This window comes from Nocardia sp. NPDC047654 (assembly GCF_043205035.1).
GTDB lineage: Bacteria > Actinomycetota > Actinomycetes > Mycobacteriales > Mycobacteriaceae > Nocardia.
The window spans coordinates 1,616,528-1,642,717 of the sequence record NZ_JBIDDF010000001.1 but is presented as its reverse complement, the minus strand read 5'-3'; the positions used below and the strand labels follow the sequence as shown (position 1 = coordinate 1,642,717).

General features: G+C 69.4%; 28 protein-coding genes. 12 read left to right on the top strand and 16 right to left on the bottom strand.

Features of this window, described 5'->3' with window-relative positions; all coding sequences use genetic code 11:
* The first annotated feature begins 82 nt into the window (after nucleotides 1-82).
* Nucleotides 83-379: a hypothetical protein gene (locus tag ACGF7Y_RS07815; RefSeq protein WP_393230530.1), complete on the top strand. Its 297-nt coding sequence runs from the start codon at nucleotides 83-85 to the stop codon at nucleotides 377-379.
* Nucleotides 380-390: 11 nt separating this feature from the next.
* Here the strand turns inward: ACGF7Y_RS07815 and ACGF7Y_RS07810 are convergent, their stop codons facing one another.
* The 4 genes from ACGF7Y_RS07810 to ACGF7Y_RS07795 form a co-directional block, all read right to left on the bottom strand.
* A complete protein-coding gene (locus tag ACGF7Y_RS07810; protein WP_393230528.1) occupies nucleotides 391-1,176 on the bottom strand; it encodes an RNA polymerase sigma factor SigF in 786 nt (261 codons plus the stop codon).
* On the bottom strand, nucleotides 1,166-1,543 hold the full coding sequence (locus ACGF7Y_RS07805; protein WP_393230526.1) for an ATP-binding protein: 378 nt from the start codon (nucleotides 1,541-1,543) through the stop codon (nucleotides 1,166-1,168). The genes ACGF7Y_RS07810 and ACGF7Y_RS07805 overlap by 11 nt, the downstream gene beginning before the upstream one ends.
* A 219-nt stretch (nucleotides 1,544-1,762) precedes the next feature.
* Entirely contained in the window at nucleotides 1,763-2,446 is a 684-nt protein-coding gene (locus tag ACGF7Y_RS07800) for a PAS and ANTAR domain-containing protein (RefSeq protein WP_393230524.1), read from the bottom strand.
* 86 nt (nucleotides 2,447-2,532) lie between these two features.
* On the bottom strand, nucleotides 2,533-2,949 hold the full coding sequence (locus ACGF7Y_RS07795; RefSeq protein ID WP_393230521.1) for an STAS domain-containing protein: 417 nt from the start codon (nucleotides 2,947-2,949) through the stop codon (nucleotides 2,533-2,535).
* Nucleotides 2,950-3,341: 392 nt separating this feature from the next.
* Between ACGF7Y_RS07795 and ACGF7Y_RS07790 the strand changes: the two genes are divergently transcribed.
* Complete coding sequence (locus ACGF7Y_RS07790) at nucleotides 3,342-4,553, top strand: glycosyltransferase (protein ID WP_393230518.1); 1,212 nt, start codon at nucleotides 3,342-3,344, stop codon at nucleotides 4,551-4,553.
* A gap of 16 nt (nucleotides 4,554-4,569) precedes the next feature.
* On the opposite strand, the gene ACGF7Y_RS07785 is transcribed toward ACGF7Y_RS07790, so the two are convergent.
* Together ACGF7Y_RS07785 and ACGF7Y_RS07780 are read right to left on the bottom strand one after the other, a co-directional pair.
* The gene (locus ACGF7Y_RS07785) at nucleotides 4,570-5,082 is read right to left on the bottom strand and encodes a DUF6328 family protein (RefSeq protein WP_393230515.1); all 513 of its coding nucleotides are present in this window, start codon (nucleotides 5,080-5,082) and stop codon (nucleotides 4,570-4,572) included.
* Nucleotides 5,069-5,494, bottom strand: a complete 426-nt coding sequence (locus ACGF7Y_RS07780) for a ChaB family protein (protein ID WP_393230512.1) — start codon at nucleotides 5,492-5,494, stop codon at nucleotides 5,069-5,071. Before ACGF7Y_RS07780 ends, ACGF7Y_RS07785 begins: the two co-directional genes overlap by 14 nt.
* Nucleotides 5,495-5,635: 141 nt before the next feature.
* On the opposite strand from ACGF7Y_RS07780, the gene ACGF7Y_RS07775 reads away from it, so the two are divergent.
* From ACGF7Y_RS07775 to ACGF7Y_RS07765, 3 genes are read left to right on the top strand one after another with little or no spacing between them, the layout of a single operon-like run.
* On the top strand, nucleotides 5,636-6,199 hold the full coding sequence (locus tag ACGF7Y_RS07775) for a nucleotidyltransferase (protein ID WP_357030856.1): 564 nt from the start codon (nucleotides 5,636-5,638) through the stop codon (nucleotides 6,197-6,199).
* Complete coding sequence (locus ACGF7Y_RS07770) at nucleotides 6,200-6,469, top strand: BON domain-containing protein (protein WP_393230509.1); 270 nt, start codon at nucleotides 6,200-6,202, stop codon at nucleotides 6,467-6,469.
* A 5-nt stretch (nucleotides 6,470-6,474) separates the two neighbouring features.
* Nucleotides 6,475-7,194 carry a metallophosphoesterase gene (locus tag ACGF7Y_RS07765; RefSeq protein ID WP_393230507.1) on the top strand — a complete coding sequence of 240 codons (720 nt, stop codon included), beginning with the start codon at nucleotides 6,475-6,477 and terminating at the stop codon, nucleotides 7,192-7,194.
* Between the two features lie 13 nt (nucleotides 7,195-7,207).
* On the opposite strand, the gene ACGF7Y_RS07760 is transcribed toward ACGF7Y_RS07765, so the two are convergent.
* Nucleotides 7,208-7,627 carry a CBS domain-containing protein gene (locus ACGF7Y_RS07760; protein WP_393230504.1) on the bottom strand — a complete coding sequence of 140 codons (420 nt, stop codon included), beginning with the start codon at nucleotides 7,625-7,627 and terminating at the stop codon, nucleotides 7,208-7,210.
* A gap of 194 nt (nucleotides 7,628-7,821) precedes the next feature.
* Here ACGF7Y_RS07760 and ACGF7Y_RS07755 point away from each other — a divergent pair, with 194 nt between their 5' ends.
* The 5 genes from ACGF7Y_RS07755 (at nucleotide 7,822) to ACGF7Y_RS07735 (ending at nucleotide 11,822) form a co-directional block, all read left to right on the top strand.
* Nucleotides 7,822-8,163, top strand: a complete 342-nt coding sequence (locus ACGF7Y_RS07755) for a hypothetical protein (protein WP_040866795.1) — start codon at nucleotides 7,822-7,824, stop codon at nucleotides 8,161-8,163.
* Nucleotides 8,164-8,248: 85 nt separating this feature from the next.
* Nucleotides 8,249-8,707, top strand: coding sequence for a hypothetical protein (locus ACGF7Y_RS07750; protein WP_393230501.1), 459 nt, complete (start codon nucleotides 8,249-8,251; stop codon nucleotides 8,705-8,707).
* A 14-nt stretch (nucleotides 8,708-8,721) separates the two neighbouring features.
* A complete protein-coding gene (locus ACGF7Y_RS07745) occupies nucleotides 8,722-9,021 on the top strand; it encodes a hypothetical protein (protein ID WP_393230498.1) in 300 nt (99 codons plus the stop codon).
* Between the two features lie 307 nt (nucleotides 9,022-9,328).
* Entirely contained in the window at nucleotides 9,329-10,264 is a 936-nt protein-coding gene (locus tag ACGF7Y_RS07740; RefSeq protein WP_393230496.1) for a glycosyltransferase family 9 protein, read from the top strand.
* A 52-nt stretch (nucleotides 10,265-10,316) separates the two neighbouring features.
* The gene (locus ACGF7Y_RS07735; RefSeq protein WP_393230494.1) at nucleotides 10,317-11,822 is read left to right on the top strand and encodes an FAD-dependent oxidoreductase; all 1,506 of its coding nucleotides are present in this window, start codon (nucleotides 10,317-10,319) and stop codon (nucleotides 11,820-11,822) included.
* A gap of 37 nt (nucleotides 11,823-11,859) precedes the next feature.
* Here ACGF7Y_RS07735 and ACGF7Y_RS07730 read toward each other — a convergent pair whose 3' ends face one another.
* The 8 genes from ACGF7Y_RS07730 to ACGF7Y_RS07695 form a co-directional block, all read right to left on the bottom strand.
* On the bottom strand, nucleotides 11,860-12,387 hold the full coding sequence (locus tag ACGF7Y_RS07730; RefSeq protein ID WP_393230491.1) for an AAA family ATPase: 528 nt from the start codon (nucleotides 12,385-12,387) through the stop codon (nucleotides 11,860-11,862).
* Between the two features lie 54 nt (nucleotides 12,388-12,441).
* Nucleotides 12,442-13,302, bottom strand: a complete 861-nt coding sequence (locus tag ACGF7Y_RS07725; RefSeq protein WP_393230488.1) for an SDR family oxidoreductase — start codon at nucleotides 13,300-13,302, stop codon at nucleotides 12,442-12,444.
* A 35-nt stretch (nucleotides 13,303-13,337) separates the two neighbouring features.
* Complete coding sequence (locus tag ACGF7Y_RS07720; protein WP_393230486.1) at nucleotides 13,338-14,375, bottom strand: PP2C family protein-serine/threonine phosphatase; 1,038 nt, start codon at nucleotides 14,373-14,375, stop codon at nucleotides 13,338-13,340.
* A gap of 287 nt (nucleotides 14,376-14,662) precedes the next feature.
* On the bottom strand, nucleotides 14,663-15,700 hold the full coding sequence (locus ACGF7Y_RS07715; RefSeq protein ID WP_393230484.1) for an AraC family transcriptional regulator: 1,038 nt from the start codon (nucleotides 15,698-15,700) through the stop codon (nucleotides 14,663-14,665).
* A gap of 157 nt (nucleotides 15,701-15,857) precedes the next feature.
* Nucleotides 15,858-16,502: a pentapeptide repeat-containing protein gene (locus ACGF7Y_RS07710; RefSeq protein ID WP_393230481.1), complete on the bottom strand. Its 645-nt coding sequence runs from the start codon at nucleotides 16,500-16,502 to the stop codon at nucleotides 15,858-15,860.
* A gap of 128 nt (nucleotides 16,503-16,630) precedes the next feature.
* A complete protein-coding gene (locus tag ACGF7Y_RS07705) occupies nucleotides 16,631-18,253 on the bottom strand; it encodes a carboxylesterase/lipase family protein (RefSeq protein ID WP_393230478.1) in 1,623 nt (540 codons plus the stop codon).
* A gap of 135 nt (nucleotides 18,254-18,388) precedes the next feature.
* Nucleotides 18,389-18,874, bottom strand: a complete 486-nt coding sequence (locus ACGF7Y_RS07700) for a MarR family winged helix-turn-helix transcriptional regulator (protein WP_393230476.1) — start codon at nucleotides 18,872-18,874, stop codon at nucleotides 18,389-18,391.
* Between the two features lie 496 nt (nucleotides 18,875-19,370).
* Entirely contained in the window at nucleotides 19,371-22,577 is a 3,207-nt protein-coding gene (locus tag ACGF7Y_RS07695) for a carboxyl transferase domain-containing protein (protein WP_393230473.1), read from the bottom strand.
* 35 nt (nucleotides 22,578-22,612) lie between these two features.
* Between ACGF7Y_RS07695 and ACGF7Y_RS07690 the strand changes: the two genes are divergently transcribed.
* A complete protein-coding gene (locus ACGF7Y_RS07690) occupies nucleotides 22,613-23,221 on the top strand; it encodes a TetR/AcrR family transcriptional regulator (protein ID WP_393230471.1) in 609 nt (202 codons plus the stop codon).
* 7 nt (nucleotides 23,222-23,228) lie between these two features.
* Here the strand turns inward: ACGF7Y_RS07690 and ACGF7Y_RS07685 are convergent, their stop codons facing one another.
* Nucleotides 23,229-24,737, bottom strand: a complete 1,509-nt coding sequence (locus tag ACGF7Y_RS07685) for a flavin-containing monooxygenase (protein WP_393230468.1) — start codon at nucleotides 24,735-24,737, stop codon at nucleotides 23,229-23,231.
* 254 nt (nucleotides 24,738-24,991) lie between these two features.
* Here ACGF7Y_RS07685 and ACGF7Y_RS07680 point away from each other — a divergent pair, with 254 nt between their 5' ends.
* Nucleotides 24,992-26,137, top strand: a complete 1,146-nt coding sequence (locus ACGF7Y_RS07680) for an LLM class flavin-dependent oxidoreductase (RefSeq protein ID WP_393230465.1) — start codon at nucleotides 24,992-24,994, stop codon at nucleotides 26,135-26,137.
* The last annotated feature ends 53 nt before the right edge of the window (nucleotides 26,138-26,190 follow it).

The following is a 26,190-nucleotide window of genomic DNA, read 5'->3' as shown; positions in this document are numbered from 1 at the left end:
GGGGGTGGCGCGAGCGTGGACCGGTTCGTCCGGCGGGCGATGGGTAACCGGCCGATGTTCGCCCGTACGAGAAGGAGTTGGCATGTCCAGTCACAGCGCGGCACAGCAGGTCCCGCCCACACCCGAGCCGGACCCGGTGCCGCCCATCCCGGAGCCGGACCCGGTACCGCCGATTCCCGAGCCGGACCCCATTCCTGATCCGAATCCCGTTCCGCCTCAACCCGATCCGGATCCGCTGCCGCCGGTGCCCGGTCCCGCGCCACGGCCACCCGCACCCGGCCCCGCGCCGACGCCTCCGATACCGGACCCAGGGCGCCCCGCGCCGGACCCCGGCCTGCCCGGGCCGTCGCCGGACCCGGCTCCGCCGAATCCGGTGTAGCCGGCCTGTGCTCAGTCCCGCATCGTCTGTTCGCGCAGCGAATTCAAGGTCCTGGACAGAATGCGCGAGACGTGCATCTGGGAGACCCCGAGCCGCTCGGCGATCTGATTCTGCGTCAACGATTCGAAGAATCGCATGATCAGCACCTGACGCTCGCGTTCGGGGAGTTCGCCGAGCAGCGGCTGGACGGCCATGACGTCCTCGACGAGGTGATAGGAGGGCTCTTCGATGCCCAGGCTGTCCAGCAGCGGCTGCGGAGCGCTCTCGGCGTCCTCACCGGCGACCGCATCGATGGACGCCGACTGGTAGGCGTTGCCCGCGATCAGCGCCTGGGTCACCTCGACCAGATCGACCTCCAGCTCCGCCGCGATCTCCCTGGCCCGCGGCATCCGGCCCAGTCGCTGCGACAGCGTCTCGACCGTGGGCCCGATGCTCAGCTGAATCTCCTTGGTCCGGCGCGGCACCCGGACGGCCCAGGTGTTGTCCCGGAAATGCCGCCGGACCTCCCCCATGATGGTGGGGACCGCGAAGGACAGGAACGAGGAACCGCGCGACACGTCGAAACGGTCGGCTGCCTGCACCAAGCCCAGGCGCGCCACTTGCAGCAGATCATCGAAGTTCTCGCCGCGCCCGGAGAACTTCCGTGCGATGTGCTCGGCCAGGGGCAGACATCGTTCGATCAGCTCCAAGCGCATGGCCTCGCGCCGCGCGTCGCCGGGATCCAATGCGGCGATCTTCTCGAACAGCGGCTCGATGTTGTCGTAGGTGTCCCCACGCGACCTCGATTCACCCGCCATTGCGGGCACCCCGCACCCAGCTGAAATCGATCACCGTCGGATATCCCCCGAGCACGTTGTCGTGGGACCCCTGCGCGGCGGCGATCGAGTCGGTCAGCGTGCGCACGATGTGCCAGCCCAGCCCGGCATGGCCCATCACCGACTCGGTCATCGCGACCGACGAGACGTGCACGAACATCTTGTCGGTGTCGTAGGTGAATTCGCAGTCGATCGTCGAGCCCGCCGCGGCGTCGAGAATGAGGGAAGTCGCCACCTCATCGAGCGCCAGGCGGATGTCGGTCACCTCGTCCAGGGCGAAGTCGGCGATGAGGGCAACGGTCTCGGCGAGCGCGCGCAGCATGGTCAGCTGCTCCAGCCGGGCGGGCACCCGTACACCGATAGTCGTTGTGTCGGTAAAGGATCGGGAAGTCCACTCCCCCATTTGCCCATCACCACCTTGTCCTCACAGCCACTCCACCGTGGCCTGCATACCGCTGCGGGTTCTCCTCGACCACCGGAACACCGCAGGCGCCGCGGACTGTGGAGCAGAAATACCGCCGCGTTCCTCGTCGAGGACGTACCCGCCGCGACCGGATCGAAACGCGGCTCAGTCGGCGTCGATGCGCTCGTGGGCGGTGAGCAGCAGATGGTCGAATCGGGTGCGCAGCCCGGGCGGGACACCGGTCAGACCGGGCAGATCGGCGACCAGCCGCGCGGCCAGTGTCCGCAGCTTGACGTTGGTTTCCTGCGATCGCCAGCTCAGCACTCGGAACGCCTGCTCGGGACCGATGCCGTAGATCAGCATGAGGGCGCCCTTCGCCTGTTCGATCACCGATCGCGCGGCGTACAGCTCGGGCAGTGTGTCGTCCAGCGTCTCCTGCCGGTGTTCGGCGAGGGTGTCGGTGACGTCGATGTAATACCCCGAAGTGCCGACCACGCGGTTCCCCTCGTCGATCATCCGATCGGCGACCAGGATCACGTGATGCACGGCGCCCGCGGTATCGATGATGCGATGCCTGCTGGAGAACGGTTCCGCGTCGGCGATCGATCGTGCCAAGGCGCTGGCCACCGCCTCGCGGTCGTCGGGGTGTTTGTGCGTCAGCAGCAACTCCGTCGTCGGCGTCACCGACCCGGGTCGGTAGCCGTGCATCGACGCGACCTCGTCCGACCACTCCCATCGCTGGTCGGCGTACCAGAAACGGAAACCGCCGACGCTCTGCGGCGTTCCCGTACCGATCACCCGATCCAGCGCGAGTGCTTCCTCGGGCTGGACCGACCTGCTTTCACTCACCGCAGAAGTATCCGATGCCTTTGCGCCCGGTGTGACCGGATCGGGGGGGTCACACCGCGAGCGCGGGCTTCGAGACGGCCTTCAGCTCAGGCGTCCAGTGCGGTCCGCATGGACGAGTAGCGGGGGAACAGCGATCGCACGCCGGTCACCTCGAGTGCTCGCTCCACCCCCGGTCCGCCCGCGACGATCCGCAGATCCGGACGACCACCCACCGCGTCCCTGCGCAGCGCGCCGAGCCGCACGGCCGCGCGCAGGCTCAAAAACCTCGCCGCGCGCAGATCGATCACCACCGCATCGCACGGTGACTGCAGGGCCCGGTCGACCGTCTCGAAGAACTCGGCCGACACGGCGGCGTCCAACTCGCCTTCGACTCGGACCACCACGCATTCGCGACGGCGATCCACCCGCTGCGCCCACATCCGGTTGTCCCGACGACGTCCCGGTCCCGAACCATTGAGATGCACGCCCTCGGCATGCTCTCGTAGCAGAGAAATGGCAGACAAGTCGAACCTCCCGTGTAGGGGGTTTCCAGTCCTCCGCGGCGGCCGGGACGAGGGCGGCGCGAGCGCGAATCGGTTGCCGTGCCGTCCCATCGACCGGCTGCGCCGAATGCGTCGAACCGGGGTCGGCTGTGATCTCAACCTTTCTACAGTGTGGCACGGTCGACACGTTCCCGACAGCGTTCGGTAGGAGAACGTGACCCGTCGGCGGCGGGCCCGGAATCATGGAAAACCGACCGTTCGGCTCGCGATCTGCCCGCTGACGTGGGGTTTCATCGGCCCGCGTCCGGGCATATCCCCGACATATTCCCGAACGTCACGCGATGCCGGTCGTAGGGCAAGCGCGCGGATGAGCGCGTCCGCACGGCGCCCCGCGACGAGAACGGAGCAACCCGGTGAAGATTGCCATGGTTTCCGAAGACGCCAGCCCCCTCGCCGAACGGAGCCCTGCCGATGGGGGCGGCCGGGGTGCGTACGTCGCCGAATTGTCGGCGGCCTACGCGCGCCGCGGGCACGAGGTGACGGTCTATACCCGGCGCATCGGTCCGCGTGCCCCCGCCGAGCTGCTCACCGAGGGCGGCTATCGCGTGGTGCACGTCGCGGCCGGACCGCCCACCCCGCTGCCGAGCGATCGGACCTTGCCGTACCTCGGGGATTTCGGCACGGTCCTGCGGCGGCACTGGGCCGCCGAACGACCGGATATCGTGCACGCGCACTACTGGAAATCCGGGCTCGCCGCCGAGCTGGCCTCGCGCGCCCACGGCATCCCGGTGGTGCTGACCTTCCACGGCCTGGGCACCGTGCAGCGGCGCTGCGAAGGGCTCGCCGACCCGAGTCCGCGCTCGCGCATCCGGTTCGAGCGGCTCATCGCGACGCGGGCCGCGCACGTGGTGGCGACCTGCTCCGACGAGGTCGCGGAGCTGGCCCGGATGGGCGTGCCGCGGTTCCGGACCACGATCGTGCCGCACGGCGTCGACCTCACCGCGTTCACCCCGGAGGGCGCGGCCGCCGATCGGCACGCCACACACCGATTGCTCGCGTCCGGAGAGTTGGTGCGGCGCAGCGGATTCGACCCGGTCATCCGAGCGCTGGCGGACCTCCCGGACACCGAACTGGTGATCGTGGGAGCCCCGGACGCCGACGACGAAGACGACGCCGAAGGTCGCCGGCTGCGCCGCCTCGCCTCGGATCACGGTGTGCGCGAGCGTCTCCGGTTGGCCGGAGCGGTGACGCGGTCGACGTTGCCGCGGCTGTACCGCTCCGCGGACGTGGTGCTCTGCACGCCCTGGTACGAGCCGTTCGGCCGGGTGGCCCTGGAAGCGATGGCCTGCGGCAAGCCGGTGATCGCCACGCCCGTCGGCGGTCTGCTCGACACGGTGGTCGACGGCGTCACCGGGCGCTTCGTCGCCCCGCCCGAACCCGACGCGATCGTCCGGGCCGTGCGCCCCCTGCTCACGGACTCGACACTCCGCGAAACCTGGGGCGCCGCGGGGTATCAGCGGGCCGCGAGCCGGAATTCCTGGGATCGGGTCGCGACCGAGACGCTCAGCGCCTATCACCGAGGTGCCCCCGCCCACGCGGGAGAAGTCGTCTCGTGGGCCCGCTGATTCGCGAGTGTTCGTGTCAGGAGTGGTCGGCGCGGACATCCTCGGAGCCGCTGCGCCAGCGCCATGGCGCGACGAGCCATGTCACCACGAACAACGCGACGGAGACGACGCCGGTCGCCACTGCCGCTGCGGTCCCCGTCACGTAGTCGACCACGAGGATCACCGCGCCGATCAACGCGAGACCCAACAGCGCGACGCCCGCCATCGCGCAGCGGTGCGCCGCCGCGACGACATTGCCCAGGCGGTGGCGGCGGAACAGGATGCGGTGCCAGGACACCGGGGCGATCAAGAACACCGTGGCCCCCAGAACGGCGGCCAAGGTGGCCATATAGAGCGCTCGCATACCCGGTGACAGCGTGCCGAACGACGCCTGGAACGGCAGGACCAGCAACGCCCCGAAGAGGAACTGCACACCGGTCTGCACGACACGCAACTCCTGGATCAGGCTGCCCCAGTTCCGGTCCAGTCGTTCGAGTTCGGTCTCGCCACGGGCGCGGCGCGCCCAGGCGTCGTCCTCATCCTCGGGCACGCGCGGACTCCCGGCGATTGCGCTTCTTGATCGCCTCGACGAGTTCGTCCTTGGTCATCCGCGAGCGACCGGAGATGTCCAGTCGCCGGGCGATGCCGAGCAGGTGTTCCTTGGACGCGTTGGCATCGACGCCTTCGGCGGTCTCGCCCCGCGCGTCCGGGCCGCCCTGTTCGGCGCGCTCGTCGGAGGGACCGCGGCGAGCCTTGCGCTCCCAGTGATCGCCGACTTTCTCGTAGCTGTGCTTCAACGCGGCGTAGGCGACGCGGTAGGCGCGCTGCTCGTCGCCGTCGTACTGTTCGAGCGCGGCGTCGTGCGCCTCGGCGAAGGTGCGCTGAGCCTTCTCCTCCGACCGCCGCAGCGTGCTCGGCAACTCCGACTGCTCGACGTCGCCGCGTGCTGTCGTCTTGGGCATATATCGCTCCTCTCCCGTCCCGAGGCCGTGGTCCGGAGTAGTGCGAAAGCCCGGTGCGCCGCCGCGCGGGCCCTCCGGATATCCGGACGCATACCCGGTGAAACGCCGATTAACCCGGTGTCTGCCGGGTACCACCGCTGCATGGCCGTTACCACCGATCAGCTGCTGCATGCGCTCACCCGGACGGTGAACGCGTTGGCGGCGACAGATATCCGATTCGCGGTGGCGGGCGGCTGCGCGGTCTATGCCCGTGGCGGCCCCACCTCGCAGCACGACGTCGACATCTTCGTCAAGCCAGAGGACAGCGGGCGAGCGATCCACACGCTGGCCCGCGCGGGCCTGCGGGTGTGCGACCCGCCGGAGAACTGGTTGCGCAAGGTCTACGCGGACGACATTCTCGTCGATGTCATCCACCGTCCGAACGATCGCGACGTGACCGACGAACTGCTCGACCGGGCCACCGAGATGCGCATCGGGCCTGCGAAGGCCCCGGTGATCAGCGGCACCGACCTGATGGTGGACAAGATGCTCGTCTTCGACGCGCACCGCCTCGATCTCAGCCCGATTCTGCACATCGCGCGGGACCTGCGGGAACAGGTGGACTGGGAGGCGGTGCGCGAACAGACCAAGGCCTCGCCCTACGCGCGGGCCTTCATGGGCCTGCTCGACGATCTCGGCATCACCCGCACCGGAAAGGTGGAATAGATGGAGCAGCCGCAATACCTGGTCGCACGGTTGCGCCGGGCGCTGGCCGAGGATCCCCGCACCGCCGAACTCGGCGTGCAGGTGACCATTCGTGGCGACGTCGTGGTGCTCTGCGGTGAGGTGAGCAGCGAGAACTGCAAGCAGCAGATGGAAACCGTCGTGCACGAGCAGCTTCCGCACGCGCGGATCCACAACGACGTCCATGTCAACCGTCCCACGGCACCCGTCGAGACCGAGACGCTGGAGCAGGACGGACCCGAAAGGAGTTGAGCCGCATGCGGATAGCCGCCGTCGGTGATGTACATCTCGGCGTGGATTCGCGCGGGCAATGGCGACCCGCCCTGGACGGCCTCTCCGAACGAGCCGATGTGCTCCTGCTGGCGGGCGACCTGACACGCCACGGCACCGCCGACGAAGGCCGGGTGGTCGCGGCGGAGTTCGCCGACTTGGGCCTGCCGGTCGTGGCCGTCCTGGGCAATCACGACTATAACGGCGACGCCGAAGGCGAGATCGCGTCCGTGCTGGCCGACCACGGCATCACCGTTCTGGAAGGAACCTCGGTAACGTTGGACGTGGACGGGAGCACGCTGGGGGTCGCGGGCACGAAAGGTTTCGGCGGCGGGTTCGCGGGCAAGTGCGCGAGCGTCTTCGGCGAACCTTTGATGCGCGAATTCGCCGCGCACACCGTGGACGTGGCCGCCGCGCTCGGCGAAGCACTCGCCGCGCTGCGCACCGACGTCACCGTCGCGCTCACGCACTACTCCCCGATCAGCGACACGCTGCACGGCGAACCGAGGGAGATCTATCCGTTCCTCGGTTCCTACCTGCTCGGTGAGGCGATCGACGAACACGGCGCCGACCTGGCATTGCACGGTCACGCGCACGCCGGGACCGAGCGCGGCACCACTCCGGGCGGCATCCGGGTGCGCAATGTCGCCCAGCCGGTGATCCGAGCGGCGTACGCGATCTACGACATGCACCCGGCCACGGTCTGAGGAAACGCCGAACTCAGTAGTCGGTCGAGATCGCCTCCACCGTGCTGCCCGATTGGGTGTTGTCGACGGCGGTGGCGACGTCGGCCTGCGCGATGATGCCGACCAGCCGGCCCTGCTCCATCACCGGTACGCGGCGTACCTGATGCTGCGACATGACCGACATGACCTTGCGCACGTCGTCGTCGGCTTCGACGGTGATCAACTCCCCACCTGCGAGTTCGCCCGCGTCGACGCCGAGCGGGTCCTTGCGCTGAGCGATCACTTTGACGACGATGTCACGGTCGGTGAGCATTCCCTTCAGCTTGTCGTCCTCGCCGCAGATGGGCAAGGCGCCGACATTCAACTCCGCCATGCGCTGCGCGGCGGCGACCACCGTGTCGCTGGACCGGACGCATTCCACATTCGCGGTCATGATGTCCCGTGCTGTTGTCATCGGGATCCCTCCTGGGACTTTTACCGGTAAGAGCGGCCCGAACCGGGCGGCTCGCTGAGGTCGTACCCCCGTTTCGGATCCGCTAACGCGGGCATCCGACCGGTACGGCCGCTCCGGACGGGCCCGGCTCGAACGTTCGAGCCGCGGTCCGCCCATGCACCGAAGACGTTGCCGCTCAGCAGAAAGGACATCCGATGCTGCCAGCACCGAACGAGCCGACCGCGGGATCCGGCGCCGGAGAGCAGCACGCACCCCGGACCCACACGTTCCCGGACGACACCCGCACCAACCGCACGCACGCCGGAGAATCCATCGAGGACGCCCGTAACTGGCCGGGGATCATCCTGGTCGCGGTAGGCATCGTGGCCATGGCGCTCACGCTCACCGCCGCCGGATACGGATTCGAGGGCTGGGCGGTGATCGCGGGTGTCGTCTGCGGCGTCTGCATCATCGCGGGCGTCCTCGTGATCATCGCCGAGCATCGCAGGATCAAGGCGCGTGAAGGCAAGCGGCTGCGGGACGCCGCCGGGCACTGATCGCGAGTCCGCCCGCTCGGCTGAGGCCGTGCGGCCGCCCTGTGACGCCCCCCGGAGAACGCGGCTTCGACAACCAGGAGAAAGAATGACAAACCAGCCCAACCGGCCCTTGGGCCGCTTCGCGCTGCTCATGGCCGCGCTGGCGGCGGGCTCGGTGCTCACGGCGTGTTCGGCCGACGACGGCGATCCGGCCGCGGACACGCCCGCACCCGCGACCGTCTCGATCACCATGCCGGGGCCGTCCAGCTCGCAGGTGCCGAATACCGACGAGATCACTCCCGCGGCGGCCGAGCAGCTGTGCGACATGATGCGCGCCGACATCGACACCTGGCGTGGCCAGGGCGCGACGGTCGCCAAAGTGACGTTCAACGGCACCGTGCACAACTGGGCCGCCCGCAACGGCGGTCTCAACGACGTGGTCGTCACCGACCGGGGCACGATCGACACCATCACCACGCAGAATTGCCCCGATGTCCGCGAGCAGGCGGTGCAGGCGCTGAACGTGCCGGACCTGGCCTCGGCTCTGGCAGGGTTCGGCCGATGAGCGCCGCGGGCCGCATGGGCATCGCCGCGCTCGCCGCGCTGGCCTTGTGCGCAGGTGGATGCGGCGACGAGCCGAAGAAGATCGTGAACAAGGGCGGTGACACGCCATGCAACGAATTCGTCGCCCAGGATGACGACAAGCAGCGCATCACCACCGAGAAGTTCCTCGAGCAGGAACGCGAGGGCGATGGCACGCCCGACGCCAGGACCGTCGATGCCTCGATCGCGGCGATCAAGCTGATGTGCGCGGCACAGGCCAATCCGGATACTCCGATCCGCAAGGCCGATCTCACCGGCATCTTCGTGCCGAAATAACGAAGGGTTTCGAATCAGGCGGAACGGGCATCTTCGGATGTGGCAAGGACTGCTCGTCCGATTTCCCGAATGCCGCTCCCGCCGTGGGTGTCCAGGCGCCGAACCCCCTCGGGAGCACCGCCGTCATCCGTGCGTTTCCCTCGACAACGGCGTCGAGGACCGCACCACGGCGGCGGGCTTCGAGCCCCCGTTTCGCGGCATTCTCGCGAACGACTCGAAGCTATGTGGCACACCCGCCCCGGGCCGCCGACGATGTCGGCCCGGGCGGCGGGGCCGTGCCCTCAGCGCCGAAGTGGAGGCTTTTTCCGTGACTGTATTGCTCGCGCTGCGCGCGCACGGGCTGCGGGAGCTGCTGACCGCGGTTCCCGCGCTGCGCGCGTTGCACGACGTCCGTCCGCGCCACCGGCTCGTACTCGCCGCGCCGGGATGGCTGCGTCCCGTCGTAGAACTGGCCGATTGCGTCGACGAACTCCATGCGAGCCCGATGGCGGGCGGACTGCGCTGGAACGCTCCGCCGCCGGCCTTCGCGGTCAATCTGCACGACGCCGGGGCCGACAGCATACGCGCGCTGCTGGCGACCGATCCCGAACAGACGATCACCTTCCGCCACAAAGACTTTCCGCAGTTGCCGGGTGCGCTGTGTGAGTCGGGCCTGCACGAGACCGTGCGGTGGTGTCGTCTGCTGGAATGGGCGGGTATCGCGGCCGATCCGGCGCGGCTGGACCTCACACCGCCGCCGGAGAGCACGGGTGAGCGCCGCTGGATCGTCGTCTATCCGGGCGGGGCGCCTGCTCGGCGCTGGCCCGCCGAGCGGTTCGCGACGGTGGCGGCGGGCCTGCGCGAATGGGGGTATCCGGTGCGGATCGTCGGCAGCGCGGCCGACCGTCCGCTCGCGCGTGGCGTAGCCGAAGCGGCCGGATTGCCCGAAAACAGCGTTCTGGCAGGCGATCTCACGCTGCGGCAGTTGGCCGTCACGGTGGCCGACGCCGCCCTCGTGCTCAGCGGCGACACAGGTGTGGGGCATCTGGCCACGGCGTTCGGCACCCCGTCGGTGCTCGTCTTCGGTCCCGATTCGCCGGCGGTGTGGGGACCGCCGCCGGAACGGATGGCCCATGTCGCCTTGTGGGCCGGACACGTCGGCGATCCCCGGTCGGACGCGCCGGCGCCCGGGTTGGCGATGATCAGCGCCGCCGAGGTCCTCGCCGCGGCGGATCGGCAGCTCAGCAGTCAGGTCCGGGTGTGACGAGGAAGCGACGCGGGCGTTTCAGGCCGCCGAGACCGGCTATCTCGGGCTTATGACGTCCCTATGGTTGCACGGCGCGCAGGTTCCGGCGCGGTTGCGGTTGACGCCGGGATCGCACTTCGACACGGTGGTGATCGGCGGCGGGCTCACCGGACTGGTGACCGCACTGCTGCTGGTCGAGAACGGCGTCGAGGTGGCCGTCGTCGAAGGCAAGCGCGTCGGTGCGGGAACGACCGGCGCGACCACCGGGAAAGTCAGCCTGCTGCAGGGGACCCGTGCCCAGCAGATCGCCAAGCACCACTCCGATGACGTCCTGCGCGACTACGTGGCGGCCAACCGCGAAGGCCAGGAATGGCTGCTGCGTTTCTGCGCCGCCCACGACGTCACCGTCGAGCGGGCCGCGGCGTTGACCTACGCGCAGACCGAGGACGAGATGTCCGCCGTGCGAGCGGAATACGCCGCGACGCAGAAGGCCGGTCTGCCCACCGAACTACTCTTCGAGCTGGATACCCCCTTCCCCGCGCACGGCGCGGTCCGCCTGGCCGATCAGGCACAACTCGACCCGATGGCGCTGCTGGCGGCGCTCGCGGCCGACGTGGAGTCGCACGGCGCGCCGATCTACGAATCCACCTCGGTTCGCGGCGTGCACCACGGCGCCCGCGGTGAACTCGTCGTCTCCACCGAGCACGGTGACCTCGGCGCACGCCGGGTGGTGCTGGCCACCGGGACGCCGATCCTCGATCGCGGCGGGTTCTTCGCCCGTCTGACTCCGCAGCGCTCCTACCTGACGGCCCTCCGCCTGGACCGGCCCGCTCCGCGCGACATGTACATCAGCGCCGGCAGCCCGACCAGGTCCCTGCGTCGCGCGCAGGGACCGGACGGTGAGCTCCTGCTGGTCGGCGGCAACGGCCATGTCGTCGGCCGCGGCGGATCGACCCGCGAGAAAGTGGAGGATCTGGTGAGCTGGGCGCGAACCTGGTTCCCCGGCGCCGAACCGACGCACCGATGGTCCGCTCAGGACTACTCCCCCATCGGTGAACTTCCCTACGTGGGTCCGGTGCTGCCCGGTCAGAACGACATACAGCTGGCCACCGGCTACGCCAAATGGGGTCTGACCAATGGTGTGGCCGCGGCCATCGCGCTGGCCGGACGGCTCACCGGCACGCCGCCCCGGTGGGCGGGCGCCCTGGCGAGCTGGCGCCCGGACGAACTCAAGGCGATACCGGCGGCCACGAAGATCAACAGTGCTGTGGCACAGAAACTCTCCGCGGGCTGGCTGCGGGTCGCGACCCACCACGACGGCGCCGCTCCGGACGAAGGCTGCGGCACGGTACTGCGCGAGGGCCTGCACCCGACCGCCGTGTGCACGGTGGACGGCGTCACCAACCGGGTCTCGGCGGTGTGCCCGCACCTGTACGGCATAGTCAACTGGAACGACGCCGAACGCACCTGGGACTGCCCGCTGCACGGGTCGCGTTTCGCCGCCGACGGCACGCTGATCGAAGGACCGGCCACGAGTTCGCTCACTCCCCTGCACGTGCCGCGGGACACCCCCTGAGCGGACGGTCCGCCGGATCCGGATCGAACGCCCCGCGTCAGTCCGTCAGCGGCCTGGCCTCGGTCAGGATTCGGTCGACCGTCTGCTCGACCGTCGACTCCGAGGTGTCCAGCCAGAGTCCGATTCGGGGCGTGCTCTCGCGCAGCAGCGTGTCCAGTTCCGCCACGGTGAATTCGTCGTAGGCGACCTTGCCCCGCCCGGCCTCCCGCGCGGCGACCACCTCCGGGCGCGGCGCGAGCACCACGACATAGAGCGGGCGCGTGACGATGAGATCCGCCCACCAGGGCAGGAAGTCGCCGAGCACGACGTCTTGCAGGACGGTCGTGAACCCGGATTCGGCGTAGGCGTCGGCGGTCGCGGCGGCGAGGCGGTAGCGCAATCGCAGCTGGGCCAGCGCCTCGGGCGATGGATCGGCGCTCATCTCCAGCCGCCCGTGCACGACGAAACGGCGGAACACGTCCCCTCGCACGTGCGCCGAGCGCGGCAGCCGTTCGGCCAATGCCTGGGCCACGGTGGATTTGCCCGCCGCCTGGATCCCGGTGATCAGATAGACAGCCGATGTCATGACGACGATCATGGCGAATCCCGGCTCGACCGTCGGCGGGCGCCCTGCCGTTGTTCAGTTGGCGGCCGCGGCTGCCTTCTGTTCGACATAGCGGTTCATCGCCCAGTTCAGCCCGCGCATCGCGACGTTGTATCCGGGCGGGAAGTAGCGCTGCGCCCAGAAGCCCACCCGGATGTCGGGTGAGGTGAAGACCAGGTAGCGGTTGCGCTCGACGCCACGCACGATCGACCGCGCCGCCGCTTCCGGCGTCACCGCGTGCCGCATGAACAGCGCCATTCCCCGCTGCACCGCTTCGGCCGTGCGATCGACGCCCGCGATATCGACGCTGTCCACCATGGGTGTCGCCATCGCACCCGGACACACCAGGCTCACGCCGATGCGGTGGCGCGCCAAGTCGAAGCGCAGCACCTCCGACACCCCGCGCAGGCCGAACTTGCTCGCGCTGTACGGCGCATGCCAGGGCAGGCCGAACAACCCCGCCGCCGACGACACGTTCACCAGGTGGCCGCCGCGCCCGGCCGCGATCATCGGCGGGACGAACGCTTCGATCACGTGGATCGGGCCCATCAGGTCGATGTCGATGGTGCGCCGCCATTGGCTGTGCGTCAGCCGGTCGACAGTGCCCCAGGTGGCGATGCCCGCCACGTTCATGACGATGTCGACGCTGCCCACCGCGTCGTGCACCCGCGCCGCCAGTGCGACGACCTGGTCGTAGTCACTGACATCGGCCGCCTCGGCCAGGTGCACGATCGCGCCTGCGGCACGCGCGTCCGCGGCGGTCCGCGCCAGACCCTCCGCGGCGATATCGGTCAGCACGAGCGCGGCGCCCTTGGCCGCCGCCGCGAGCGCCGTGCTGCGACCGAGACCGCTGGCCGCCCCGGTGATCAGGCAGATTTTGCCGGCGAACTTCGTCATAGTGGACGACCATACGCAACCATGAACACCGCTGTCTATGGAACGGACGGACGGCTTCCCCACGGAACAGGCGCCAGCGCGACCGTGATGTTGTCCCCGCCGCCGCAGCGCAACGCGAACTCCGCGAGCGCGCGGGCCGCCGCCGCGGGCGACGCGCCCGCCATCTGCTCGGCCAGCGCGGACGGGGAGGGAGCGTAGTTCCACAGTCCGTCGGAGCACAGCAGCAGCAGGCCGGGCCCCGAGACACTGACCGTCCGTACGCAGTTGTCCGCCCACGGCTGCGGCGGGCTGTCCGCGCCCAGCCAGCGGATCAGCGTGTGCGCCCGGGGGTCGGCCATCGCCGCACGCTCGTCCATCGCGCCCGCGTCGACCAGAGCCTGGGCCCACGAGTCGTCGACGGTCAACCGTTGGGCCTGCTCGCCCGCCGGTCGGCCGTCTGGGCCGGTCGGCAACCAATAAGCGCGACTGTCACCGACGTTGGCCACGGTGATCTCGGTTTCCTCACCGTGGTGGGCGACGACGGCGGACACGTAGGTGCACGAGGGCGCGGGGCCGTCGGGAACGTCGACGTCGCGGACCGCCTGCACCGCGGCCGTCAGTCCGGCCATGATCGCCTCTGCCGCGGGCGCTCCGGTGGCGAGCGCGGCGGCGGTGGCGCCGACGCCGGCGCGGACCGCCGCACCCGAAGCCACCTGCGGGCGCGACGAGGTCGACACCCCATCGCTGACCGCGATCACGACGGATGCGGCCGCTCCGGGCGCGGCACCTTCGAGCACCCCGGCAGCGACGGCGTCCTCGTTGCGCGCATGGACGATGCCCCGATCGGTGAGCACCGCGACCGCGCCGAGGTCGGCGTCGAAACGATCCGGCGCCGTCCGGGCCCGGCCGCATTGCGTGCAGCGCCCCTCCGCGTCGAAGCGGTCTCCCCCACACTCGACGCACGGCGTCGGATCGTCACCGGGCAGCACGACGTACCGGTAACCGGGTTCCAGACCGCAGGACGGGCACCGCCGACTGTCCAATCCGACAGCCGAGCACCCCGCGCAGCGTAGGTCGGCACCTTCATCGCTCATCGGTTCGCTCCCCCGGCCGACGATGCCGCGGATCCGGCATGCTCCGGAAGTCGTTGGCCCAACCGTAACCACAGTGGCTCGTTGCTGGTGCGAACTTCCACACCGTCCTCCTTCATCTCCCCGGCAGGCCGACTCCGATCGCGATAGTACGGGAGCGTCGCGGGCTTCCGTCCCAGTGCTGGAGCGAACGGCCGCTGCCCGGCGGCACGATAGCCGACGGTCTGCCCGCGTCCGCGCGCTGAGACATGCTCCACCGGATGGCCGGCTCGGCGGGGAGCCGCTGACGCTCAGACCAACTCGAGCGCGCGATGCGGGCGGCCCCGCGAGCGAAACGTCTGCGGAGGACAGCCCTGCCAGCGGCGGAAGGCACGGATGAAGGAGGCCGCCTCCGCGTAGCCGAGCCGTGCGGCGACCTGTTCGGTGGTCATATCGGTGTGTGCGAGCAATACCTCCGACATGGTTCGGCGCACCTCGTCCAGCAGTGCCCGGAACGACGTGCCTTCCTCGTGCAGCCGCCGAGACAGCGTGCGCGAGCTCATATACAGCCCGAGGGCGACCGTCGACTGATCGGGGATCTCACCCGGAGTGCGGACCAGGCGGTCGCGTACCGAAGCCGCGACGCCGGTGCGCGTCCGGTGCCGGTCGAGCAGATCACGGCACAGTTGCCCGCAGTTGTCCCGCGCGGCGTCGTTCGCCGGAGGCAACGGCCGGTCCAGCACACCGCGGTCGAAGACCACCGCGCTCACCGGCGCACCGAATATCGGCGCGACCCCGAAGATGTCGCGATATCGCCTGATGTCGCGCGGAACAGCATGCCGGAAACTGACCTGCCGTACCGGCACACCCGCGGAGAACAGCTCACGATCGAAGGCGGGCAACCCGGCCAGGCTCGCTTCGGCGAAGAATGCCCGCGTCCCGGGCGGAATGTTCGAATCCTCGAATACCAGCCGCGCTTCGCCGCCGGCTTCCTCGACGGTCAATCGGCCGAACGGCACCGTACGACCGACGCAGCACAATCCGACTTCGATCAGCTCGCGCAGTGTCCGGCTGCCCAGCAGCGCGAGCCCCCACGGCCCGCGCGAGCGCAGCTGGTGCCGGACCGCCGCCGCTAGGCCGAGCCCGGGCTCGTCACCGAAGCGACCGAGCACCGCGTGCACTACCCGCAGTTCGTCGTGCGCGGTGATCTCGGCGGCCGGATCGTCCAGCTCGGCGGGCCCCAGCGCCGTACCGGCAAGGCACTCGGCAGGCGCCATGCCCCGCTCACCGGCGATATGTACGAGAGCGCGCACGCCCGCGGCACTGCGGAGAGAATCCGGATCGACCATGGCTCGCATCCTCGATGAAGCGGTACTACGCGGTATCGGCGCAATGTATCAATCGGGTGTCGCGCGCATCGGTGGTTCGCCGAAATACCGGTGCGCCACCGACTGGCGCACAGTATTTTTCGTCGCCCGAACAGCGGAATCCGGTGCTCGCACGCGCTCAATCCCGCACGGTGATGCCGATGGAACGCGCGAAAGCGGGCGCCAGGTCGATCAGCTGCAGACCGGTGACCGTCGCCCCGCGCAGGCTGTCGAGCCCCTCGGTGAAGTCGAGCGCTGTCGCGCCGCGCAGATCCACTTTCGCCAGCCGCGTCTTGCGCAACGACAGCCGGACGAGCGCCGAGCCGGGCACCGTGACGTCGGTCAGCGCGGCCTCGGCGAAGTCGCAGTCACGCAGCACACAGTCGACGAAGGACACCTCGCGCAAGTGGGCGCCGCGGAAGTTGACCGAGTCGAATTTGCAGCCTTCGAACCGCACCCGCCGCAGGTTCGCTCCCGCGAAATCGACGCCGGACATCGCGCCCGACACCACCTCCCCGTCCAGCCATGCCGTGTCGGCCAGTTCGGTGCCCACCCAGCGGACGTGACGCAGCCACACATCGGTGAACCGGCTGTAGCGCAGACTTCCCCGGGTGAAGGTCATCGAGGTGAACGCCGACTCGTTGAACCGCGCGTGCCGCACATCGAGATCGTCGAGTTCACCGCCGTCCATCCGGACGCAGTCGTAGTCGCCTTCCGCCTCGGGGTCACCGTCCGGGGCCGTGAGGTACCGCGCGTAGGGCAGGTCGTCGAGTTCGCGCGCCATGCGCTCCTCCAGTTCGTCACGATGATCGGTCGGCGCCGAGTATTCCGGTCACCCACGACAGGTTCGCCGCCGATCCGACCGGTCGGGCGCTGCCGACCGGAGCGCTCATCGGGCGACCGAACGTGCCGCTAGCCGATGTGGCCGATGTCCGACCAGAGATCGCACTGGTGTTGACGGGCGAAGGAGTCCGCGACGGTGATGTCGTCGCTGCCGAGTTCGAGGGTTCGGGTCGTGTCCGAGGCCGACGGCCACGGGGCCAAGGCCGGCGTTTCGGGGTTCCCGATGTGCGCGAACTGTGCCCAGCTCTGCTGGATCCGCTGGGAGAGACGGTCCGCCGCGGGTGGCAGCGGGATGGGCACGCCCAGCAATCCGGAGAAGACGTAGGGCACTTCGGCGCCGTGAAAGGCTCCGGGCAGGATCGGGTTGTGCCCAAAGGGTGCATCGTTGAACTGGTATTGCCACACCCGAGCACCGCCGCGACGGGCGGCTCGGGTCGTGAACAACGCCGGACAGGCGAAGAAACCGTCGGTGATCACGTGCTGCTTGGCCTCGGCCGGGGTCGGGAAGGCCGCGACGGGGTATCGCTGCAGCACCCGATCGGCGTTGCCGGTGAAGATCTCCCGAGCCCAATCCACATAGTCCGCCGAGCCCGGCACGGTGGCGCGAGCGAAATCGAGCAGCGCGAGGAACGTCGCCCCTTCGTCGGCGTTGCTGCCGACGACGAGCGGAATATCGCGTGCGACCCCGTCGGCCAAAGCGTTCTCCGGCGAGGTGGTGACGACGACGTCGTCGCGCACCGGGGTCCAGGTGACGGCCATCGTGTGCAGAGTCGTCGTGGGCGAATCGAGCATCCGGTCGGCCGGTAGCGCGCGCAGGCACGCCAGGCGAGTCGCGGCCTCGGCGCAGCCGAGACCGGCGGCGTAATCGGCTGATTGCTGAAAGGCCTGTTCTTTCGAGGCGGGTGCGAGGGGACTGCGTGCGCAGGAACCGCTTTCGATGATGGCTTTGGCGTAGAGACCGCGGGCGGTGGGTGAAGCCAGTTGCGTGCAGACGCTCATGCCGCCAGCGGATTCGCCGAACAAGGTGAGATTGTCCGGGTTTCCACCGAAGGCCGCGGCGTTGTCGCGGATCCATCGCAGTGCTGCTTGCTGGTCGAGGGTGCCGTAGGTTCCGGTCATCCCGCCTTCGGCCGCAGCGAGTTCCGGCAGCGCCAGGAAACCGAACGGGCCGAGTCGGTAGTTGGGTATCGCGACGATGACCTGGCCATCCCGCACGAGCCGGGCGGGTGAGTCGTACTGGGCGTTGGAACCGAGGACGAACGCACCACCGTAGAACCACACCATGATCGGAAGTTCGGTTCCGGCAGGATGTTCCGGCACGTAGACGTCGATGGCGAGGCAGTCCTCGCTCGCGGGCTGCACCGCCGGGGTCCACGGCAGCGGAGAGGATTGCGGGCATTGCGGGCTGTGCGCGGTGGCCGCGCGAACGCCCGTCCATGACTGCGCGGGCCGAGGCGGCGCGAAACGGTTCACGCCCCCGGTGGAGGCCGCGAACGGGACGCCCAGATACTTGATCACCCCGTCGAGGCGCGCACCCCGGATCATCCCACCGGAAACACTCGTGACCGGACCCTCGTCGGCGCCTGCCGGTCCGACGACGGGGAAGCCGACCGCCCCGAAGACCAGGACCGCGACAACGACCAACCACCGTCGCGGGCGCACACGCTGGGATATACCGACGTCGACCGGCATGAGAACTCTCCTGCACACCTGAGGTCAGCGCCTGACGCATTGCCACACCGACCTGGAATCTACTTTTGTGACAAAGGCAACTTACCGGGATGGCGCCATGGGCGGGAGAAATTGGACGAATCGGATCGCGGGCGGCTACTCGGCGTCGGGACCATTCGCCAGGATGGCCAGCAAGCGCTGCAACGCGGGCAGCGCGGAGTCGATCGCCGTACGGTCGGAGGCGGGAAGGGCGTCGAGTGCTTCGCGCAACATCGCGGCGCTGGCCTGGTCATACCGATCGAGCAGATGCCGCGCCCGCGAGGAGGCCACCAGCATCGCGCCGCGCCGGTCGGAAGACAGCGGCTTGCGATCGACCAGCCCCGTTTCGGCCATCGTCTTGACGAGGTTGCTGATCGTCGAGGGCGCCATTCGGAGTTCACTCGCGGCACGGGTGGGCGTCAGGCCACCGGTGGCCACCAGCAACCGGAGCAATTCGATCTGAGGTTCCGGCAGATCCGGCAACCCCTCGGCGGCGCGCGTGCGGTTGAGCACCGCACGCCGCAGCGGCCCCAGCAGAGCACTGAGCCGAGCCTCGACATCGGGCTCCGATATCGCTCCAGGCCGGACGGTAATGGCATCCACGAACCCATTGTGCACTTGCGGTGCACGGCATCCACCATTGCTTTTGCAACAAAGATATTAGCTGCACGGGCGCGTACCGCCCCGGCCACCCCGCACAGGAGCCTTTCCGATGAACGTCCAACGTCGCACCGAGGACAGCGAGCCGCCGATAGCCGAGTTGACCGGCCGTCGGTCAACTGATGCCGAACGCGAGCGACCCTCATTCACGTCGATTCCGGCCTTCCGCGCGGGGAAATGCATGCTCGCTCGGGGGCATACGGTGTGCCGCTCCGGCCGCACCATCGCCGAGCGCCTGGCTCCGTCGGTCCTCCGCCGGAAGAAACAAGAGGTCGTGCGGATCATGATCTCAACCGGATCGGCGGAAACGGCACCAGCGGGCATCGGTGCGGTCGGCGTGGGCGATGCCGACGCCGGCTTCGAGATCAGGGCGGTCCCGGCCGATGGCGTGGTCGCTCGAAACCCCGAGCACGGCGCTATCGGTCAAGCCCGCCCCACATCAACGCAGTGTGCGGAGCCAGCGGCGGGTGTCGGCGGGGTCGATGACGTCGTCGACCTCGAGCACGGTGGCGGCGGTGAGTGCCTTGCCGTTGGCGTAGGCGAGCTGGACCAGATTGTCGAAAGCCTCCTGACGCTGGACCGGATCATCGATCGCGGCCAGTTCCTTGGCGAACCCGAGGCGGACCGCGCCCTCGAGGCCCATGCCGCCGATCTCACCGGTCGGCCACGCGACGACGAACCGGGGCGCACGGAACGAGCCGGCAGCCATGGCCTGAGCGCCCAGACCGTAACCCTTGCGGACGATGACGGTGCCCAGCGGCACCGAGAGCGCGGCGGAGTCGATGAACAGGCGGCTGAACTTCGTCACCGTGGCGTCCTTCTCCGCGTCCGGGCCCACCATGAAACCCGGTGTGTCGCACAAGGAGACGATCGGTAGGCGGTGGGCGTCGCACAAGCGCAGGAACATGCCGAGCTTGTCCGCGGCGGGAGCGTCGATCGCCCCGCCGTGATGGTGACAGTTGTTGGCGATCAACCCGAAGGGCCGTCCCTCGACCCGGATCAACGCGGTGACGATCCCGACCGCCCAGTCGCGCCGCAATTCCAGCACCGACCCGACGTCCGCGACGGCTTCGATGGCGGCGCGGATGTCGAACGCGCGCAGGCGATTCTCCGGGACCACGTGCCGCGCCACGCGCGGGTCCGGCGCGGTCCAGTCCTCGGTGTCGCCTTGGAAGTATGCGAGATAGCGACGCGCGCTGGCGACCGCCTCGGCCTCGTCGGCGGCGACGATGTGCACGACGCCGTTGCGGCGCTGCACCTCGACCGGCCCGATGTCCTCCGGTGCGTACACGCCCAGTCCGCCGCCCTCGATCATGGCCGGACCGCCCATGCCGATGTTCGCGTCGGGGGTGGCGATCACGACGTCGCACATCCCGAGCAGGGCCGCGTTGCCCGCGAAGCAGCGTCCGGACACGATCCCGATCAGCGGCACGCGACCGGAAAGCGCACCCATCGCGCGGAAGGTCGTGACGTCCAGGCCGGAGATGCCGGGGTAGTCGGTATCGCCCGGTCTGCCGCCACCGCCCTCGGTGAAGAAGACCACCGGAAGCCGTTGCTCACGAGCGAGTTCCAGCATGCGGTCGGTCTTGACGTGGTTGCGCATCCCCTGGGTGCCCGCCAGCACCGTGTAGTCGTAGGACAGCACCACCACGCGGGACCGATCAGGGCCGAATCGCTCGGCGCCGACAGTGGCGACGCCCGCGACCAGACCGTCGGCGGGTGTGTTCGCGATCAGGTCCTCCTGGCTGCGACGCAAGCGCTGCGCGGCGACCGCGAGCGCGCCGTATTCCACGAAGCTGTCCGCGTCGACCAGGTCGGCGATGTTCTCCCGGGCGGTGCGCCGCCCGAGTCGATGGCGTTTCGCGACGGCCTCCGGGCGTGCTTCGTCGAGGCCGACGCGGTGGCGAGCGTGGACCTCGGCGAGATCGGCGCGCACCGAATCCAGGTCTACCGCACCGTCCTGGACGACCGCGCCGTCGTAGTCGGCGGCGACGAAGGTCAGCAGCGGCGCATGCGGATCGACGACGGCACCGAGCGCCACGACGTGGCGGCACACGCGCAAGTCCTGTTCGGCGCGCACCACGTGCTGCATCTTCATCGCTTCCAGTACCGCGACCTCGCCGCCCGCCGCCACGACGACCCCGGGCTCCGTTAGCGCGACCACCGTGCCGCCCATCGGCGAACGCACCGCTTGCTCGTCACCGGCCAGTGTCACCTCGGCCGCCGCGACCGGCTCTCCGACCGGCGCGGCGGGCAAGGCGAGAGCGAAATCCTCAGCACGCCGGACCAATTCACCGACGTGCTGCTCGAACCACGTGGTCGAGACGACGCGGCCCCGCGACAACTCCGCCAGGACCGCGCGCAGCACGGCGAGATTCGTGTCCACGCCGGTCACGACGGTCTCGGCCAGGGCGTCCGCGCACCGGCGCAGTGCGGCCGGATAGGACGGACCACTCGCGACGATCTTCGCCAGCAGAGAGTCGAAACGCGCGTCCTGCCGCATCCCGGTGAACGCGGCGGTGTCGACCCGCACCGCGCCACCGGTCGGGGGCGCGAACCGGGTCAGCGTGCCCGCGCCGGGCAGCACGTCGCCGCCCGAGGTGACGGTCTCGGCGTTCAGGCGCGCCTGCACCGCGAAGCCGCGTGCGCCGTCAGGGGCGGGCAGCGCCAGTTCGGCCAGCGTGGCGCCGCGGGCCAGAGCGCATTGCACCGCGACCAGGTCGATCCCCATGACCGCTTCGGTGACGGTGTGCTCGACCTGCAATCGCGGGTTGACCTCGAGAAACCACGCCTCGTCGCCGCGCGCGAGGAACTCGACGGTGAGAACCCCGCGGCAACCGACCGATTCGGCGATCCGGACGGCCCAGCCGTGCAACCGCTCGCGCAACGTGGCGGAGAGTTCGGGCGCCGGCGCCACCTCGAGGAGTTTCTGCTGCCTGCGCTGCACGCTGCAATCGCGATCGCCGACGGCCGCCGCGCCGCGGCCGTCGGCGACGATCTGGACTTCGATGTGGCGGGCGCCGGTGACCAGCGCCTCCGCGTAGATCCCCGAGTCGCCGAATCCGGCCAGCGCCTCCGCGCGGCAGCGTTCGATCACGTGCGGAAGGTGAGCCGCATCCCGCACGGCGCGCATACCACGGCCTCCACCGCCCGCGGCGGCCTTCACCATCACGCCGTCGGGATGTGCGGCGAGCAGGGACTCGACAGCGGCGATCTCGGCGCCGCGATCGGTCGCCGGGATCACCGGGACGCCCGCGCGATCGGCCGCCGCGCGCGCGGCGGTCTTGTCGCCGAAGACCTCGAGTGCTTCGGGCGACGGACCGACGAATACGAGATCCGCCGCAGCGCACGCGCGGGCGAATTCGGCGCTCTCGCTGAGAAATCCGTAACCCGGGTGCACCAGCGCTCCCGGCCCCGCCTTCCTGGCCGCGGCGATCACCGCCGTCACGTCGAGGTAGGCGGCGGCCCCGGCGCCCGGCAACGGCACGGCGTCGTCGGCCAACCGGACATGCAGCGCGTCTTGTTCCTCGGCGGTGTGTACCGCCACGGTCCGCCAGCCCTGTTCCCTGGCGGTGCGCAGCACGCGAACCGCTACTTCTCCCCTGTTGACCACAACGACCTGCATGCCGCCCAGTCTCGTTGACATTGACGTCAACGTCAATATGCGGCACGATAACCGGTGTGACCCAGTCCACCTGGTCGGTGCGCGCAGCGCGGGAGCGTTCGCACACCCCTCGGCACCACGCCCTGCTCGACGCCGCCGCCCGGGTGTTCGCCGAGCGCGGCTACGACAACACCACGGTCGCCGCGATCACCGGGGCGGCGGGCGTCTCCCGCGCGACGATGTACGTCTACTTCGCCTCGAAAGAGGAGATCTTCCTCGCGCTGGCCGAACGGGTTCGCGACGACTTCCTCGCCGCCCAGGAGCCGAGCATCGAGAACGACGATCCGCGAATATTGTTGCGCGCCACCATAGAATCCTTCGCCACGGCGGTCGCCGCGGCCGGGCCCTTACTGCGCCTGATCGACGAGCGCGGGGCGGTGGACCCGAAAGTGGCCACACTGGCCGAGGAGATCACCGAGCGCCCGATCCGCCGCTTCACCCGGTATCTCCAGCGTCAGCTCGAGGCGGGCCGCATCGCGCCGGTGGCGGACCCGCGGGTGATCGCGGAGACCATCGGCTACACCCTCACCGCGGGCGTCCTCGCCCGCCGGACCGCCGACGACGCCGTCCGCGCCGAGTACTGCGCCGCCATGGGCACAGTCGCCGAAACCCTGCTGGGTCTGTAGGCGGCGCTCAGGCGCTGCGCGTGCCTTCCAGCGGGCGCGCGGCGGTCGGCGTCTGCTCGGCCCGGCCGAAGGTCAGCACTCCGTCCTCGAGCGCGCCCTTGCGCAGCAGCTTGCGGTCGCGGAAATAGTTGTTGATCACCTGCCACGGACCGTTGGTGCCCTGGCGCGGCATCACCGCGTCGCCGCGCTGGATGTAGCCGGAGGTCAGCGCGCCGCCCATCACCGAATCGACACCCCGATCGCCATCGGTGGCAACGGCCTCGACCCGGGTGAAACCGTTGGTCTTCATGTGGTTGAGCACGCGGCAGAAGTACTCGGCGGCCAAGTCCGCTTTCAGCGTCCAGGACGCGTTGGTGTAGCCGAGCACCATCACCGCGTTCGGCACGCCGTCGAGCATGGCGCCCTTGTAGACCACCCGGTCACGGGTGACCACCGGCTCGCCGTCTACCTCCAGGCTCATACCGCCCAGCATCTGCACGCTCAGGCCGGTGGCGCTGATCACCAGGTCGGCGGGTAGTTCCTCGCCGGAGACCAGGCGGATGCCGGTCTCGGTGAAGGTCTCGATGCGGTCGGTGACGATGGACGCCTTGCCGCTGCGCAGCACCTTGAACAGGTCGCCGTTGGGCACCACGCACAGCCGCTGGTCCCACGGGTTGTAGCTCGGGGTGAAATGCCGCATGTCGATACCGGAGCCGACCTGCATCCGCACGGCGGCCAGCAGCAGCTTCTTGGCCGCCTCCGGGTTGGTGCGGGAGAGTTGGAAGCTCGCGCGTTGCAAGGCGATGTTGCGCGCCCGCCCGATCCGGTAGGCGAGCTTCTCGGGCACCTTGGCGGCTTTCATCCCCACCGCGACCGGGTCGTCGGCGGGCAGCGCGGTGATGTAGGTCGGTGAGCGCTGCAACATGGTGACGTGCGCGGCCGCGTCGCTCATGGCCGGGATCAGGGTGATCGCCGTGGCGCCGGAGCCGATCACCACAACCCGCTTGCCGGTGTAGTCGAGATCTTCGGGCCAGAGCTGCGGGTGCACGATCTGGCCGCCGAAGTTCTCCTCGCCGGGGAACGTCGGGCGGTAACCGTTGTCGTAGTCGTAGTAGCCGGTGCAGCCGACCAGGAAGTTACTGGTGAAGACCTCGGTCTCGCCGGTCTGCTCATCGAGCGCCTCGACCGTCCAGGTGGACGTCTCACCGGACCAGCGCGCCGTGGTCACCTTCCGCCCGAACCGGATGTGCTCGGTGACGCCGTACTCGGCGGCGGTCTCCTCGATGTACTGCCGGATGTGCGGACCGTCGGCGAGCACCTTGGTGCCGTTCCACGGACGGAAGCCGTAGCCGAAGGTGTACATGTCGGAATCGGAGCGAATGCCCGGATAACGGAACAGGTCCCACGTGCCGCCGATGGCCGTCCGGCGCTCCAGGATCGCGTAACTGCGTCCGGTCCGCTCTCTGGTGAGATGGCAGGCCATGCCGATTCCGGACAGCCCAGCGCCGATGATCAATACGTCGACATGCCGCGTCATTGAGGTACTCGTTTCGTCCGCTCCGCCTCGCACACCCGAGGGTGCGTGCTGAGGCCAGATTACGTGTTATCCGTGGTTACGTCTAGTCACGAATCGTGACACGCGCGGACCCCGGGATTAAAACCGGGCTGGTTCCAAACCGTGACCCGAGCCGGGCGAGCGCACAGCATGGATCACTGCGGCGCCTCCGGGCGCACCACCTCGATCTGCCCGTTACCGGCTCGGCCGCGGTCTCCGGAAGGAAGTTGGCTCACATGAGTCTGTCGTTCCACTGGTTCCTCCCCACCTACGGCGATTCCCGTGGACTGGTCGCGGGCGGGCACGGCACTTTCATGTCCGGTGACCGCCCTGCCGACCTGCGGTATCTGAACCAGATCGGCGCCGCCGCCGAGGACAACGGCTTCGAGGCCGTGCTCACCCCCACCGGCGCGTGGTGCGAGGACGCCTGGCTGACCACCGCGATGATGGTCGACACCACCGAGACATTGAAATTCCTGGTGGCCTTCCGTCCCGGCCTGGTCAGCCCGACGCTCGCGGCGCAGATGGCGGCCACCTTCCAGCGGCACTCCCGGGGCAGGCTGCTGCTCAACGTGGTGACCGGCGGCGAGCCACACGAGCAGCGGGCCTACGGCGACTTCCTGGACAAGGCCCAGCGCTACGCCCGCACCGGCGAATTCCTGCACGTGGTGCGGGAACTGTGGACCTCCACCGAGCCCGTGACGTTCGACGGTGAATACATCCGGGTCCACCAGGCGTTGCTGAGCAACCGCCCCGATCCGGTGCCGCCGGTGTTCTTCGGCGGTTCCTCCGAACCGGCGGGCCCGATCGCGGCCCGTTACAGCGACGCCTATCTGACCTGGGGCGAGCCGCTGCCCGCGGTGAGCAGGAAGCTGGAGTGGATCCGCGGTCTGGCGGTGGACCACGGACGCGTCCTTGACTACGGCCTGCGCGTCCACGTGATCAGCCGCGACACCTCCGAGCAGGCGTGGGCCGAGGCCGACCGCCTGCTGGCAGGCATCGACCCCGCCGACATCGACCGGGTGCAGGCCAATCTGGCGCGCAGCGAATCCGAGGGCCAACGGCGCATGTCGGAACTGCACGGCGGCAGCACCGAGCGGCTGGAGATCGCGCCCAACCTCTGGGCGGGAGTCGGCCTGGTCCGCGGCGGTGCGGGCACCGCCCTGGTCGGTTCACACGCCGAAGTGGCCGATCGGCTGGCCGAATACGCGCGGCTCGGCATCAACCACTTCATCCTCTCCGGCTACCCCCACCTGGAGGAGGCGTACTGGTTCGGCGAAGGCGTGCTCCCGATCCTGGAACGCGAGGGCTTGTGGCGGCATCCGCACCGCACCGCCCGCGTCGCCGCCGCCACGCCCTTCGCCGCGTCCTCCGGCAGCTGAGCGCAACACCCCAGTTATTCCCGGGCGGGGCCGCGCGGCGAGAATGGGCTATC